Below are 15,761 nucleotides of genomic sequence, written 5' to 3'. Positions count from 1 at the left end.
CCCCTGATCCAGGGGGGAATCTAGCTCCCTCCCCTTGATCAGGGAAGGGCTGGGGAGGGGTACAAGGGCTTGGTGCAAGATCTGAGGTAACCTAGTTTTTGAAGTTTTGTTAAGTCCTTTTGAAGAAAGATTAAGTTTGTTTGATGGACTGTTTAGAATGCAAAGGATTACACCTATTGTTCTCGAATTTTTGCGTCAGGGGATCGGAATAAATACGGAACTTTTCCAGATCTGAGGAATTACGGAAGCTTTATGAACTTTTGATAAAGATTAAAGTGCGATCGCCCCTGAAAAATTCCTACCCCAAGGGTGCATGAGATCAACTTTTCTACCCTATACACCGGATTGAGGTCTAAAATCTTTGAAACGTCTCATGCTTAACAGAAGCATCTGTTTTCGTCAGCGACCATTGCGACGGTTCTAACTTGTTCACATAGTCCATATACTGAACCAAGGGCGTATCAATACCCAGGAGTACCTTCGGATTAAATCGAATATTGTCATAAATCTCGCCGTCTTCATCTCTGAGCATGTAGTAAGCCAAGCGAGTACACAATAGCAAGAACTGACTCAGCAGCCACCCCCCGATGCCTCGGCGCTTTTCGGTCACATAAATGGGTTGAATTCGCGTTCTTCCCGGTGTGATGGGGGTGTAGGCAAAAATCATCTGTAGTGGAGAAAAAAACCGTACATTTTTCATCATCGTTAGCAAGCCGATGCAGCCATGAGCATACCGCATTGAATATTCATAGGTAGAACCTAAAAATCTCTGCCCTAAGCGTTCCCGAAAAGTTGTTTGAGGAAACTGCCCCCGCATTGTGAAATCCATTTGTGTCCCTGATTCATCTCGATCCAAAGACAATTCCATTTTGATGTCGAGATGATGAATCGTCTTTAAATGTTGAGCATCAATCCCATTCATCATGCAAATGTGGTGATGGCAACTCCGCTCAAAGGCTCGATCATATTGAATAGCGATCGCTTTGTTTTTAAGTTCATCAAAATCAGCGACTTTCTCTGGTGCTGATGCGTCTGGATAAATCCAAATAAACCCATACTTTTCTTCCGTTGCATAAGCTTGTAATTTAGCTTTAGCAGGAATTTCCGGCTGACAGGGAATGTTCTGACAATGCCCTGTTTCATCAAATGCCCAATGATGAAACGCACAACGAATCCAATTGCCATCAACCTGTCCAATTCCCAAATCTGTCCCAAGATGAGGGCAATAAGCATCCATTGCCCGCACTTGCCCATCCTCACCCCGAAATATCACAATTCTTTGCCCACAAACCTCTAAAGATTTTACTTTTCCCTTCAGTAATTCATGACTGGGACAGGCAATATACCAACCCTTAGCAACGACATTCCAGTTGTTGAAGATTTGCATGGCTTAAAACCTGGTATTTTTTCTCTCTGTGATTTGCTTTATGACTGATATCGTTCAGCCGTTGGTTGAATTCACATCTTGCACCACCCCCCTTGTTAAGGGGGGAATTTAACTCCCTCCCCTTGATAACCGGAGGGCTGGGGAGGGGTAAAAATGCTTGGTGCAAGACTTCCCATGAGCTAGCGCTCACAACAAACAATGAAAATCTCTCTACCCCATTACCCATTACCCATTTTCAAGACAGATGTCAGTTGAATCTCCTTTTGACTGATACTGCTGTAATACCTCTTGCCGTTGGCGGATATCCTCTCCATATTTGCCTAAAAGAATCCTTAATAGCATTCGACCTAAACAGCAAGAAGCTCGCCAAGAAAATACAGCATCTTGTCGATCGATATGACTCTGCTCAAACAGAAAATGCCCCGTTAATCCTATTAACTGAGTGAGCGGCAAGCCCAAGAGGAACCAGAAATTTTGCAACTTCCAAGTCCAAAAAAGCAAGCTGTAAAAGAAGATTATCCCCACTATATGGAGAGCAACATTAATGGGGTGCTGGTGTTTGAGGACAAAGATATCCCAGTAGTCTGTAAACGGATGCTCCAAAATTTGGTCGTTAATTCGATTGCTCAACGTCTGCCGGAGAGTAGGATTGAGGTTACTCATAAGGTATCTTCAGCTAAAGTATGGGAGATAAAACAGTTCCCAGTTGTTCGCGCCCCAATTGTTCACAAACTTGACCTTGATGAACAGCCTGAATCCCATTAATATAAACAGCTTGCACGATATCATCTGACCCACGTTTGACCCTACGAAGTTCGCCATCTAAGACTGGATCTGATATTTCTACTTGTGGGCTGATGGGCTGGTTCAAAGCTTGCGGATTGAGTAAAACCAGATCGGCTTTAGCGCCAATTTTCAGAACTCCGGTATCGAGACGAAACCATTGAGCAGGTTCTCCGGTGACGCGATGAATAGCGGTTTCAGGAGAGAGGAAATGAGTGGTAACAGCTTGTTTAAGCAACGATAAAGCTCCATCATAGTAGCCGAGGTTACGGACATGGGCACCCGCATCCGTAAAACCGGGCAAGATATAGGGGTGCTGCATCATAGCTAGACGGGGTTCTAAGCGATCGTTGGCTCCCGTTGCCACCCAGCCTAGATCGGTGTCGTAGTGATGCAACGCCTGGATGAAGAAATCCACCGGATCTTGTTGCTTTTGGCGGGCAATTTCGGCAAAACTCAACCCTTGCCAACTCACTTCAGGACACCGGACAATTTCCATCAATTCCAACTGACGATGGAATGACTTACGCCACGGATTGCTCCATTCTTGTCGAAACTGACGACGGAAACGTTCAGATTGCCACAATTTTTGCCGTTCTTGTCGTGACTCACAGCTATTAAGTTGTGCGCCTGTGGAGAATTCTTCAAATAATGGCGTGACTGGGCCATCGGAGTATATCGTGAAGGGTTCGGTGAGGGTTTGAAAGCGCACATTGCCCCTGAGAATCCGGTTCCAGATGAACAGGAGAGGGGAAAATATTCGCCATAGTTTGCGATCGTGTACGGCATCTAAAGCGGAGAGTACGGTTAGGCGCAGGGGTCGTTGTCCAATGCCTAAACCCATGCGGAGAATATCTAGAAAGGAAGCCAGTCGCTGTAAATTCGGAGTGACTTGAAAAACCCGATCGCGTTGCCGACACAGATTGGCTAACATAGCGTATTCACCCAGTTTGGCATGTTGCGACGGAATGGAGCAGCCCCGCCATTCTCCACTCATCCGATGCCAGGGAAACATGTCAATTGAAATGCCAAAAAATCCCGCATCTAAAGCATCTGCGGCTATTTGTTGCATGGTTTTTAGTTCAGTTTTTGAGGGCTGAACTGTCAGACTACGTTCCAATCCCATGACGTGGGCGCGTAAAGCACTATGCCCAAACAAAGGGGCAACATTGGGGCCAAGTGGCAACTGCTGCAAATGGTTCAAATATTCGGCTGGTGTATGCCAAGAAAGCGACTGTTTTAACCATTTCTCAATCAGTCGATGGGAAAGCGTCTCTACTCTCTGAAAAATATCCGCCAGCATTTGGGGTTTCCCAACAGCAACAGACAAGCTACAGTTGCCAATCACAACGCTGGTAACGCCATGACGAACGGATTCACTCAATCCCGGTGCAATCTCTAACTCTAGATCATAGTGGGTGTGGATATCGATAAATCCTGGCGTAACCCACAATCCGGAAGCATCCACCACTTCACGGGCATTGTTAGGTAAAGATGGAGATATGGCAATAATTCGACCCTTTTGAATGCCAATATCCCCGCGAATCGGCGCAGAGCCTAAACCGTCGAAAATTAACCCGTTTTGAATCAGTAAATCCAGCATTATTCGCAATTTTTCTAATTTCAGCCAATTTCATTTCTTTCTTGATGGAACCGAACAGAGATTTTGTGCTTTTTGTGTTTTGATTTTTTAATTTCAAATAAATTGCATGTTTTGATTATTTCCAGAATAGTGTTAAACCCATAATCATCAGGTTTTATGTCAGGACATTCTGTTTTCAACCGTTGTTCACAAACAGATAAGGCAATCCATCCATCTTGATTGGCTATATCTGCCGCAATCCGACTCAATGCCTGAATAATTTTAGTTTTTTTCCATAACTTCTTTTTCTCTTTTTGTGGGTTCAATGCAGACGAATCATTTTTATTCAAATGATTTTTAATTAACGAATCAAAACGATCATCAATATTATTATTGTCATGAAACTCTATTTCAAGAGAGCCGCCTGCTCTTTTTAATGAGTCATTTAAGAGTAAATAAAGTTCATTCAGTTTTTCTTGATATAATTTGATGTCATCAGTGTTAGCATTTTCGCATAATACAATATGTACTGAGATTAGAATTGGGTCAAAAATATCATTAATTACTTGTATCGTTTTTCTATATTCATCTAAAAATTTTATTCCTCTATCGATTCCTTCCTCTGTGTTAACATTAAATCCTGGTAGTTTCACAAGGTGATGAACAACAGTATTTCTTTCAATCACAAATTTGTTAATTAAAAATTCTGCATCATCATTTAACGTAAATGACCTTTTTTTTAATTCATTAATGACAAAACCAAGTGTTTTTTTGTCAAGGGATGTTTCTCTTGACAAAAACTCTTCTTTGGTACTATGAAATTTATCATAGGGAAGAGGCATAAACTTACTCAGCATTTTTAGCTTATGTTCAATGCATTGACTTTCATAAACGGTTAACCCAATTAACGTAAAGTATTTTTTCTGTTTTTCTAAAAGATTATCTGCTTCCTCATTCATAATTCATTCCACCGCGATGCTCCGTCTTAATCCAATTCAATTTCTGTGGTTTGATACACAGCTTTAAGGTGGTCACAATCATCACTGGAATCCAATGCACCATGTAGAAAGAACCTTGGATGGTCGCCCACAGTAAAGACCCTCCTCGTAATTTTTGATATTGGTAAAGTCCGGCGATAAAAGCAACTGTCAGAATGATGCTCAGTAGTGTCTGGAGTGGAAATAAGACTGGATGATGACTATAAAAGATTGTCCAGAGTAAGTCAGGAATAAGTCCAATTGGGAGAATAAACTGTAGTAGAAAAAACAATAGTAAATCGATTTCTTTAGCCCATCCCAAGGTCAGGATTTGGGGAAAATAATCCAGGTAACGCTGATATCCACCTTCTGCCCAACGACAGTGTTGATGCCAAAACTCTCTCCAGGTTGTCACTCCTTCTTCCTGAATCGCTGGAACTATGACAAACTCAATTTCTGTGCCTGTCAGATAAAGCTTGAAGCAGAGATCCAAATCATCGGTGACGGTGTCCTCACTCCAACCGTTGCACTTTTCTAGCAGTTCCCGACGAACTAACATACCATTGCCCCGAAGCTCAGTCATTCCTCCTATTGCAATTCGATGGGTTTGCAGAAAAACATCACAGCTCATTTCCATCTGCTGGCAACGAGTTAAGAAATTGGTATCTGCATTCAAGATCGCTTTTCGCACTTGCACTGCACCAATCGCCCTCTTCTGAAACAGAGGTACGGTTTGCCGGAGAAAATTGGCAGGAAGTTGAGCATCGGCATCGCAAACGAGTACAATATCGCCTTGTGTGAAGGGAAAAACTGCATTGAGTGCTCCTGATTTACCTCCTTTGGATTCCCGTTGATGAACCTGTAACCCCGGAAATTCAGTTTGTAATTTCCTCAAAATTTGGGGGGTTTCATCAGTACTGCCGTCATCCACAATCCAGATATCCAGATGAGTGCTGGGATAGTTCAGGTGGAATAGGCTATGAACCACATCGGGCAAGACAACACTTTCATTTTTGGCGGGAACCAGAATCGAGACTGTGGGCAAATCGGCATCACCCTCTACCCTGGGAGGGTTCGCTTTTGCCATGAGCATTCGTACCGTTTGAATCGTCAGAACTGCCGTTAATCCCACCATCAGCCACTGTGTCTGGGGTTGCCAGTGGAGTAAACTGACGAAACCCCAGACAAATAGAACCATGAGGGTGGCTTTGAGGCGGCGATCGCGATCAACGCTGACATTGTTACTGAAGTGACAAGTACTTCGTTCCACTGGATTTTTTAAACTCTCTCTATCGTTCGCTTAGGCTTGCGACGCCACAACAGCATCGCGACTGCCCCCAGCAGGATACCGCCCACTCCTGCCGCAACTGCCCAAACACGACTAGCTAGCTGGGCACCATTTAGTACTGGATTATCCAGCAGGTTGGAAGAAAAATGCAGCGATTGAATGGTCCATCTATCCTGGAACTTTTGCAGCACGGCTGTCCATCGCATTGCCATTGTGGGTTTATTGCCATCTTTAAAATAGAAGGTTGCAAGCGCATCTCCGTAGGAAATGGCCGTTTCCGGGGAGAGAAACGTTCTAGGAGTATCCACCTTCGCCTCCATTTTGATGTCTTTAATTGAACTGGAGAACTGTTGATTCCAATACTGCTCAAATTCAGGCACTTTATGAAAAACCCGGTTATCAACTGTGGTAATCGTGAAGCTTGGATGCAAGTAAGGTTCAATTTTGGAAAAATTGCGAGTGTTAAGTGCTTGCAGCGCCATCTCTCGCGTGCGGATAATCGCATTAACCTCCTGTTGGTTGACATCCGCTAGAGCGCATTGGGGTACATTCCAAATTGCTAGCACAAGTAAAATAGCCCCAAGTCGCTGACTCCATTTATATCTGCTTAAGCGTCTCTGTTCTCTCATGTATTCCTTGTTTTCCTGCTTAGAATCAGGAATGAAATAACCTTCAATTATACCAATAGGTTAAATATTTGTTATATACAGATAACTCCAGAAATTTCTCAAAGCAGATACTATCAAGATAAGGCAACTCCAGTAAAAAACCTTTTCCTAATGACAGCTTATAAAGCTGCACATGATTTGACGGCTGATAGTCTAGAGAAACCTAGATTGGAACAATACTATGCACAAAGCAGACATCAATGCCTATGCAGGCGCGACTGGTTGAAGTTCAACAATTGCTGAAAAGCGATCGCATTGCGATGTACTCCCTTCTAAATACCCATTTTCAGGGAGTCAAGCCAGAACGATTTGAGGCTGACCTAGAGCAGAAAAACTGGGTTATTCTCTTAGAAGATCGGGAGACAAAAACGCTCAAAGGCTTTTCCACCTTATTGGTTTACGAAACCCAGTTTGAGGGAGAAGTCGTGAGTGTCGTCTATTCTGGAGATACCATTGTAGACCCCAGTGCTTGGTCGAGTTCGCTCTTGCCTCGTGCTTGGATTGCCTCAATTCATTTTTTACGGGACAAGTATCCCAACGGTAAACTCTACTGGTTGCTTATTTCTTCCGGTTATCGCACTTACCGCTTTTTACCGATTTTTTGGAAAGAGTTTTATCCCTGCTATGATACCCCCACCCCGCCCCGCATCCAGGTACTCATGCAATTCCTCGCTCACACCCGTTTCGACAATTACTACGACAAACAGGCTGGAGTCGTTCGCTTTCCCCATCCCCAGGTACTCCGAGAAAAATTGTGTGGCATCCCTCAAGAACGGCTGAAAGATTCCCATATCTGTTTCTTTCAAACCCAAAATCCAGGCTATGAACAGGGAGATGAATTAGTCTGTTTAACAGAAATTAAGGAAGAAAATCTAACTCCGGCAGGTAGGCGCATGTGGTTTGCTAAAGCTTCCTTAGGGGTTGCGTCATGACGGTAAATTCACACAGGGTTCGTTCAACTCGTAAAACCCAGATTTTTAACCATGCAGGCTGCTTTATCGAAGGGTGGTACTGGGCGATTCCCTCTAGTAAGCTTAAAGCTGGTCAGGTCAAACCCGTAACCTTGCTCGGACGAGAATTAGCAATTTACCGGGGAACGGATGGGAAGGTAGTCGCGCTAGATGCTTACTGTCCGCATATGGGCGCACACTTGGCAGAAGGCAAGGTTGAAGGGTGCCGAATCCGCTGTTTTTTTCACAATTGGCAGTTTGACGAGCAAGGAAAGTGCATTGATACGCCATCTTTGGGTAAACCCGTCCTAGTTAGCGTGCGAACTTGGCCTACAGCGGAGCAGTACGGTATGGTTTGGGTATGGACGGGGGAAACGCCACAACAACCCGTACCTTTTGTACCCGAACTTCAGGATGAAGAGTGCAATATTGCTTTTGGTTCTCGCTTTGTGAAGAACTGTCACCCCAATGTGTTGCTGATTAATGCGATTGATGCTCATCACTTCAATACTGTTCACAATCTGCCTCTACAGATTGTGTTTGAGAAGCGAGAATTGAATCAAAACGCAATTACTTTTAGCAACACAACAAGGGGTGGGGAAGAGTCTTTTTTAATCAAACTCCTTCGCCCGTTCTACAAAAATGCAGTCACTTACAGTATGTGCTATTGGTACGGCAGCACAGGTACAGTCACCTTGGGACCAGATTTCCTGCACTTTCATATTATGTTTGCCCTGCGACTAATTGAGGATGGTAAGACTGAAGGTCAAACTATTATGATTACCCGCAAGCGTTCTGGATTGGGTGGGTGGATTTTTAACCGAATTGTACTCTGGTTAACTCAGCAGGTCGGGAATTACTTTGCTAAGGGGGATTCTCAAGTTTTTCAGACAATTAAGTTTGATTTGAAGACTCCCACTCCAGCCGATCGGTCAATTTTACAGTTTATTGAACACGTAGAGGGGCAAAAACCCTTGCTATGGGGTACGTGGGAAAGCGCGAAGGATTAAAGATGAACACTAAAAACTACGGGGTAAGGTCAGAACCCATCGATCAGACAACAGGCGAGAATGTACATTTCAACATTCCCTTGCAACCATTACCCTTTGAAACGGCAGGATTAGACTTACCCCACGTCGGGGAAGCGGATAAGTTAGGATGCATCCTGTCTGCGGCGCTAGGAAATCGGTTCGGCGATTCCTTATCTTCAAAGCGTAGCAGCGCCCTATATTGGGATGCGGACTACTTCGGATTGCACAAGGTAAAGATTTTTCAGGATTCCAGCTTAGAGGAACAGGCCGCCATTTTGCAAATTGCTAATCGCGGATTGCTGGAAGAGGCGTATTTTGTCGAAAAAGCTGGCATGGGCTATATGGCAAAAATGGCGTTGCTGGCAGAGACAACAGAAGAACGGATGCTTTACAGTTTGTTCGCCGCGAATGAAGCTACCCATCTCAGACAGATTAGCGCTTTCCTGCCCGATCGCCCTGTTGGTTCGGACGATACATTTTTGCGCTTCCTCGCAGATTTAGTCGAGAGTCAGGATAAAACGGTGTTGTTGTTTACGATCCAGCTAGTACTGGAGGGGTGGGGGTTGAGTCATTATCGCAGTCTGGCTAAAGGTTGTTGCGATCGCACCCTAAGTCAAGTCTTAACCGGATTCCTGCAAGACGAAGCACGACATCACGGGACTGGATTAATTCTATTTGAGCAAACATCGGTTTCTTCGCAAAGTCGAGCCGTCATTGTCGAGACACTCTTCTCTTTCTTGCAGATGATTCGCGTCGGCCCTCAGCGAGTGGTGGGAGCAATTGCTCAAGTTAAAGGGGATTTGACGCGATCGCAAAAAATCCACATCTTGGAAGAACTCGACACCGAAACCCACAGTGGCACTCGGTTAAATCTGCTGCGTTCTCTGATGCGAGGGGAAGCCTCAGAAGCGATCGTGCAAGCACTCTCAGTAAGAGGAGCTTTTGAACCTCTTCCGGCAAGTCAGTGTTTATAGCTAAGGCTTGGAATAAACAACAGAAATTAGCTGTATTGACCCGTCCAAATAGAGATTGGCAATGGATTAATTAACCCATAAAACTCAAATTAAATGATTAATAATACTATATCAGAAAATCAGAAGATTTATAAAAAAATCTATCTCAACTATACGCGCAACAAGCAACAAGACCACACGATTTTAATGGATGAAGCATCCCAAGCTTTCCGTTATGAAGATTGTAAGGACGAATATTGGAATCCGGAAGAATTCTCCCTGCTTTACGGAACTCCTGTTTGGGAACAGGCAACTCCCAGCCAGCGAATCATTTTAAATCAACTCTATTGGGTAGCTTACTATTCCCAAATTGTTTCTGCTGAAATTGCTACTATCTTCTTTAACCAAACCAGTGCCGCCGGACTCTACGCGCAGGAGGATTTTCGCCTAGTTTGCGACATGCTGGATTTAGAATCGATGCAAGAACGCGCTCACATTCACGCATTTAGAACGATTTCCAGCCAAGTCGAAATAGCTTTATTTGGTCGGCATATTTTTACTTATGCCATGCGTGGCCCTTTTACCGAAACAATGATTTATGCCGATACCAATGATCTAAAAACTTGGTGGAAAAAACTGCAACTCCATTGCTTTGGGTTATTGTCGTCAGATAATGCATTTCTCGCCTGTCAATACTTTACCGTGCGGGGAATACGAACACTCAATGGCAAGTTAGTACAGCATAAGTTAAGTAATTATTACCAAAAACATCCTCACCCGGAAAAAGCTCCTATTCCCGCCAAAATTTCCTACTATCACTTTATGGATGAGAGCTTTCATTTTAATAGTTCAACAATTCTTTCCCATGAAGTCGTAAAGTGCCTCAAGCCTCCGACAGTTTTTGAACAATTTGTAGCTAATTTGGGATTGCGGGGTTGTCAGCGAGATCATTACCATTTTTCCGCCGCAATCAATGGGATTTTTTGGTATGATCCAGCACTTTACTCAGCAATTTATCAAATCTTGCGATCGTCTATTTTTAATATGGACGATCATGAAGCCAAAGAGATGATGCAATTGTGCTTTAGCCAAGAGTCGGAAGGCTTACAACGAAGTTACCAAACCCATCGAGAAGCGATCGCATCTTATAAGGTTTATCTAGAAAAAGTAGATTACGCCTGGAAGATTAATCGAGAAATGTCCTTAATGGCTTCTAATTCAATACCCCAATATCTTGCCACGCAAAAGAAAGCATTGGCGTTATTTAACAGGAAGAAAACCTATGAATGAGAAACAATACATCATCTCTTTTCCAGGCACTAACTATCCATCCATCATCCTAGACGCGCATCAAAAACTATCAGAACACCTTACAATCCAAAATTCTCCGGTATTGTTTGGTTGTCGCACTGGCATTTGTGGAACTTGCCTCGTCTTAGTCAACGGTGAAACCTCACCACCAAGCGCAGAAGAACGGGAAGTGCTAGAAGTACTAGCACCAGAACATCCTAATGCCAGACTTTCCTGCCAGCTAGAACTTACAAGCCATTTAGAAATTACACACTTAAAAGAATGAAAAAACCAGTATAAACCCCAAAACATTATTACCATTTTCATCTACAAATCCCCTCATAAACTCTGCGCTCCTCCGCGCATTCCTCCGCGTTCCTCTGCGTTAAAAAAACCTTATTTCTAACTCAAACACAATGAAATTTGAGGATTTCTGGTACATCATAGCACTCAGCAAACAACTCCCACCCAATAAAATTTTACAACGCACCCTATTAGGGGAATGGCTAGCAATATTTAGAGACGAAAACGGTAAAGCCGTAGCATTACGCGATCGCTGTATGCATCGCAACAGCCGCCTCTCTTGTGGTAAAGTCCGCCAAGGAAAAATTCAATGTCCCTATCATGGATGGATATACGATAATACTGGAAAAATTATGGCAGTTCCTTCAGAAGGGAAAGATTTCCAACCACTCTCTACCCGTCAAGTTAAATCCTACCAAACTAAGGAACAAGACGGGTATATTTACGTACAACTCAGCGATAACAAGAGCGAAGAATTTGCACCCTTTGCCATGCCGTATTATCAGGAACCCGGATGGGAAACGGTACGAGTTATTAACCGCTTTCGCAACAATGTAACGAACTGTGCCGAGAATTTTATCGATATTCCGCACACCGCTTTTGTCCATCCTGGTGTATTTCGTACTTCTCGTCAGCAACCGCTCAAAATGAGCGTAGAACGTCGCAATGGTTCGACGTTTGTGGAATATTACAACGAAACAACTAATTTGGGGTGGTACTCTCGCTTTCTGAATTGGAAAGGCTATGAAATTCGGCATACAGATAGTTTCCACATGCCAAATATTACCAGTGTGGAGTACGATATGGGGCCGCATCGACGACTTTTCATCACCAGTCAATCCATTCCGGAAACAGAGAATTCAACACTGGTTTATACAGATGTAACCTATAACTATGGCATCTGGAATAAAATTGCTCGTCCCTTTGTACACTGGACGGCGCAGCATATTATTCGTCAGGATATCAAAATTTTGGATATTCAAGGCGAAGCGATCGCTAAATACGGTTCCCACTTTACCAACACTCCCGCCGATACCATCCACGTTTTTGTCGAGTCTATCCGCAACAAAATCGCGGCAGGAGAAGACCCTAGAGAACTTCCTGAGCGCTCGGTTGAAATCACATTTTGGGTATAAAAACAGTGGAAAATATATTAATTTTTGCGACCTTTATAGTATTAATAGGATTCACTATTACTCATCAACCCAGTTGGGCAAAGTTACAGACAAAAAGCCGTGAAGATTGGATTTTAGATAGTGTGGGTTTGCTGGTTCAGGGTTTACTGATTCCCATCCTTCAAATTGCCGTAGTTTACCAACTATATCGCTACTTTCTACCCTTGCCGCAAGGATGCTTGCATTTGCCTCACGTCGCAACCTTCCTACTCAGTTTCATCTGGGTAGATTACCTCTACTACTGGAACCATCGCTGTTTACATAGTCGCTGGTTCTGGTCTTTGCATCAGGTTCATCATACTGTCACGGATATGGATGTCCTGGGAACCTCCCGCAATTGTCTTTGGACAAGCTTTCTGATTATTTACCTGTGGATACATGCGTTTTTTCTCTACTTATTAAACGACTCCACTGGATACCTGATAGGAGTCAGTCTCACCGCAGCGCTAGATCTATGGCGGCACAGTCAATTAGCGATCGCACCTCAAAGCTGGCTTTTTCGCTTCCTGTCACCCTGGCTAATTTTGCCTCAAGATCATGCTTGGCATCATGCCAGTGATTCAGGTTCCAGGAATTACGGGGCAAATTTGAAAATCTGGGACAAATTACATGGAACTTACTATAACTGTGATGCCCCCCCTGCTTCTCTGGGTATTCCGACTACGCTGACCCTAACTCAAAAACTACTTTATCCCGTAATACCAATTTCCTTTAATGATGTTACAGATTAGATCCCCCCTAGCCCCCCTTTTTAAGGGGGGAAAATCTTGAGTATTCAAAGTCCCCATTTTCAATACGCCATACAAACAGAAACCAAAGTCATGGACTGCGGGTAAAATCTTGAGCCTTCAAAGTCCCCCTTTTTAAGGGGGATTTAGGGGGATCTTCCAAGTGTTGGATTATTCTTTGAAATTGGTACTATATGACGCTCTTGAGTAAAATCCTTGCCTACTTTCCTACCCTAATCATCTTGCTAGCCATAGCTTCTTTCATCTATTTGTGCACTCATCCGGGGTTCGTCGGCGTTGGACTATTGCTGTTTTCCTTATACGGATTTCCCGTGTTAATTTATCGCCTCCATCAGCGGTTCTATCCTATCAAGGAAGGCATTAGCTATCTGTGCGGTAACGAGTATAGCCCTTGGTGGGGTAGCCATCAAATTCAGGCAATTTATATCGCCGTTCCGACATTGGAAGCCTTACTGAGACTCATTCCTGGTGCTTTCTCCCTGTGGTTGCGCCTTTGGGGAGCAAAAGTCGGTAAAAACGTATACTGGACGCCTGGACTGGAAATTGCGGATCGGGGATTGTTGGAAATTGGCGATCGCACTGTCTTCGGTCATCACATTGGCATCTACCCCCACGCCATCAAACCCCGCAAACAAGACTTAATGTTGTACGTCAAAAAAGTCAAGATTGGCAGTGATGTTTTCCTGGGGGCAGGTTCTCATTTTGGCCCCGGCGTCGTCGTCCCAGATGGCACTTATCTACCTGTCGCCACTAACCTTTATCCTAATCAAGAAGCGAAATCATGCGTTGGTTCATCAAACTCTTTGAGCAACTTCTCACCCCAAGCGCTGCACACTTCCGAGACGCTTTGAAACATCCTCAAAAAGCGCAGAAGCGAGTACAGCAGGAAATTTGCGATCGCCTCATCAAGAGCGAATACGGCAAGTTCCTGGGCATTCGCTCTCTCCAAGATTGGCAACAAGTTCCGATTGTTGACTACGAAGACCTCAAACCCTGGATTGATGGAGTCGGGGGACATAGCAGTAGGGGGATAGAGGGGAAACCCATCACTCATCCATTACAAGCGCAACTCACAACCGAACCCATCCTTTTCTACGAAAAAACCTCTGGAAGTCGCAGTGCCGCCAAATGCATACCCTACACCAAATCTCTGCGGCGTTCCTTTAATCAGATGTTTTGCGTTTGGGCGCACGACCTAATCCGCAATGGCCCTGCTTTTTCAACGGGTAAAATTTACTTCTGCATTTCTCCCCAGTTCCAGTACTGTTCGGATAAGACTGACCTAACCCCCTTAGCCTTCCTTCCCTACCAGGGAAGGGGGGAGTTAGACGCCCCTCTCCTTGTAGGAGAGGGGTTAGGGGAGAGGTTAACCGAGGATGCCCCTAATCCCGATCATTCATCCTTACAAGATGACTCCGAATACCTCGATCGCTGGTTAAGATGGCTGCTTCATCCCTTTCTCATTTCTCCTGCTAACCTGCATCACTTGAGAACGCCAGAAGAGTTTAAGCGGCAGTTATGTCTTGCCTTACTACAAGCCGAACAGCTAGAAACTATTTCCATTTGGAGTCCTACTTTTCTCAAGATTCATCTCGATTACATCCAAACGCACCGGACAGAGTTGCGGCAGTCGTTGAAACTACCCGCAGAACGCGATCGCTTCCTGTGCGAACCTGAAATTCCCTGGACGAAACTTTGGCCTGAGTTAAAGCTAATTTCCTGCTGGGACAGTGCCTGCGCCGCCGATCCAGCTCAAGTTCTACGCGATTTATTTCCTGGGGTTATGGTGCAGGGTAAAGGACTTTTAGCCACAGAAGCGCCGATCACCATTCCTCTAATTGCGGCACAGGGATGCGTTCCTGTACTGGATGAAGTGTTCTTTGAGTTTGAGGATGAATCGGGAAAAATTTATCTGCTGCAAGACCTGCAAATTGGACAGGAATACAATATCATTCTTTCACAAAAGGGAGGGCTTTACCGCTATCGAATTGGCGATCGCGTGCGCGTTACTCATTACTACCTCAATACCCCTTGTCTGGAATTTTTAGGACGCGATCGCTCTATCAGTGATTTAGTCGGTGAAAAGCTACACGAAGAATTTGTCAGCTTGGCGTTGAAACAATTAGCGTTAGAAGGAACATCGTTTCAGTGCTTAGTGCCTGCGACAACTCCGGAAGCGCACTATATTCTGTTACTGGATAAGGTGAATGCACCGACTAGTGCGATTGCCCGAAGGGCAGTGCCAAAGGCAATTGCTCAGCAGTTAGAACAATTCCTAAATCAGTCTCCCCACTATCGCCATGCCCGACTCCTCGGTCAACTTTCTCCAGTTCAGGTTTTAGTCTCTCAGCAAATTCCTGAAATCTTGACCAGCCAACGCATAGCATCTGGGAAAAAGTGGGGAGATATTAAACACTCGCTCCTGTGCAATCGACCGATTGAAGAAGAATTACTGGCTAGGTTGCAGCAAGCCGACTGTTTGCGAACACTTGACATCAGTTCTGTGAGGTGAAAACGGACAAACCTGATGATCGGGTAGCTGTTAAAACTGAATGGAGCAAGTGAATGCAAATAAACTTAAGATATGCAAAGCAGACTCCTCCATGACCCTCTGGGTAAGGCGGA

15 protein-coding genes are annotated in these 15,761 nt (G+C 44.3%); 9 read left to right on the top strand and 6 right to left on the bottom strand.

What is annotated here, in order from left to right; all coding sequences use genetic code 11:
- Positions 1–352 precede the first annotated feature (352 nt).
- The 6 genes from MIC7113_RS12430 to MIC7113_RS12405 form a co-directional block, all read right to left on the bottom strand.
- Positions 353–1,387, bottom strand: a complete 1,035-nt coding sequence (locus MIC7113_RS12430) for an aromatic ring-hydroxylating oxygenase subunit alpha (RefSeq protein WP_015182515.1) — start codon at positions 1,385–1,387, stop codon at positions 353–355.
- A gap of 225 nt (positions 1,388–1,612) precedes the next feature.
- Positions 1,613–2,050 carry an Mpo1-like protein gene (locus tag MIC7113_RS12425; RefSeq protein WP_015182513.1) on the bottom strand — a complete coding sequence of 146 codons (438 nt, stop codon included), beginning with the start codon at positions 2,048–2,050 and terminating at the stop codon, positions 1,613–1,615.
- A gap of 13 nt (positions 2,051–2,063) precedes the next feature.
- Entirely contained in the window at positions 2,064–3,773 is a 1,710-nt protein-coding gene (locus MIC7113_RS12420) for an N-acyl-D-amino-acid deacylase family protein (protein WP_015182512.1), read from the bottom strand.
- A gap of 20 nt (positions 3,774–3,793) precedes the next feature.
- On the bottom strand, positions 3,794–4,711 hold the full coding sequence (locus tag MIC7113_RS12415; protein WP_015182511.1) for an OST-HTH/LOTUS domain-containing protein: 918 nt from the start codon (positions 4,709–4,711) through the stop codon (positions 3,794–3,796).
- On the bottom strand, positions 4,704–5,999 hold the full coding sequence (locus MIC7113_RS12410) for a glycosyltransferase (RefSeq protein WP_015182510.1): 1,296 nt from the start codon (positions 5,997–5,999) through the stop codon (positions 4,704–4,706). Before MIC7113_RS12410 ends, MIC7113_RS12415 begins: the two co-directional genes overlap by 8 nt.
- 8 nt (positions 6,000–6,007) lie before the next feature.
- Positions 6,008–6,646: a YybH family protein gene (locus MIC7113_RS12405; protein ID WP_015182509.1), complete on the bottom strand. Its 639-nt coding sequence runs from the start codon at positions 6,644–6,646 to the stop codon at positions 6,008–6,010.
- 245 nt (positions 6,647–6,891) lie between these two features.
- Between MIC7113_RS12405 and MIC7113_RS12400 the strand changes: the two genes are divergently transcribed.
- The 9 genes from MIC7113_RS12400 to MIC7113_RS12360 all read left to right on the top strand — a co-directional run bounded on the left by MIC7113_RS12400 (position 6,892) and on the right by MIC7113_RS12360 (position 15,648).
- Positions 6,892–7,617, top strand: a complete 726-nt coding sequence (locus MIC7113_RS12400; protein ID WP_041780028.1) for a hypothetical protein — start codon at positions 6,892–6,894, stop codon at positions 7,615–7,617.
- Positions 7,614–8,645: an aromatic ring-hydroxylating dioxygenase subunit alpha gene (locus tag MIC7113_RS12395; RefSeq protein WP_015182507.1), complete on the top strand. Its 1,032-nt coding sequence runs from the start codon at positions 7,614–7,616 to the stop codon at positions 8,643–8,645. The genes MIC7113_RS12400 and MIC7113_RS12395 overlap by 4 nt, the downstream gene beginning before the upstream one ends.
- 2 nt (positions 8,646–8,647) lie before the next feature.
- Positions 8,648–9,640 carry a ferritin-like domain-containing protein gene (locus tag MIC7113_RS12390; RefSeq protein WP_155897985.1) on the top strand — a complete coding sequence of 331 codons (993 nt, stop codon included), beginning with the start codon at positions 8,648–8,650 and terminating at the stop codon, positions 9,638–9,640.
- 93 nt (positions 9,641–9,733) lie between these two features.
- Positions 9,734–10,909 (top strand): P-aminobenzoate N-oxygenase AurF, encoded by a 1,176-nt coding sequence (locus tag MIC7113_RS12385; RefSeq protein ID WP_015182505.1) that lies wholly within the window; start codon positions 9,734–9,736, stop codon positions 10,907–10,909.
- Positions 10,902–11,195, top strand: a complete 294-nt coding sequence (locus tag MIC7113_RS12380) for a 2Fe-2S iron-sulfur cluster binding domain-containing protein (RefSeq protein WP_015182504.1) — start codon at positions 10,902–10,904, stop codon at positions 11,193–11,195. The genes MIC7113_RS12385 and MIC7113_RS12380 overlap by 8 nt, the downstream gene beginning before the upstream one ends.
- 130 nt (positions 11,196–11,325) lie before the next feature.
- Entirely contained in the window at positions 11,326–12,348 is a 1,023-nt protein-coding gene (locus MIC7113_RS12375) for an aromatic ring-hydroxylating dioxygenase subunit alpha (RefSeq protein WP_015182503.1), read from the top strand.
- A gap of 14 nt (positions 12,349–12,362) precedes the next feature.
- A complete protein-coding gene (locus MIC7113_RS12370; protein ID WP_041780747.1) occupies positions 12,363–13,118 on the top strand; it encodes a sterol desaturase family protein in 756 nt (251 codons plus the stop codon).
- Positions 13,119–13,309: 191 nt separating this feature from the next.
- Positions 13,310–13,987, top strand: a complete 678-nt coding sequence (locus MIC7113_RS12365; RefSeq protein WP_015182501.1) for a hypothetical protein — start codon at positions 13,310–13,312, stop codon at positions 13,985–13,987.
- Positions 13,918–15,648: a GH3 family domain-containing protein gene (locus MIC7113_RS12360; RefSeq protein WP_041780027.1), complete on the top strand. Its 1,731-nt coding sequence runs from the start codon at positions 13,918–13,920 to the stop codon at positions 15,646–15,648. Before MIC7113_RS12365 ends, MIC7113_RS12360 begins: the two co-directional genes overlap by 70 nt.
- Positions 15,649–15,761 lie beyond the last annotated feature (113 nt).

Source organism: Allocoleopsis franciscana PCC 7113, from assembly GCF_000317515.1.
Taxonomy (GTDB): Bacteria; Cyanobacteriota; Cyanobacteriia; order Cyanobacteriales; family Coleofasciculaceae; genus Allocoleopsis; species Allocoleopsis franciscana.
This window is presented reverse-complemented; position numbering and strand designations above follow the sequence as displayed.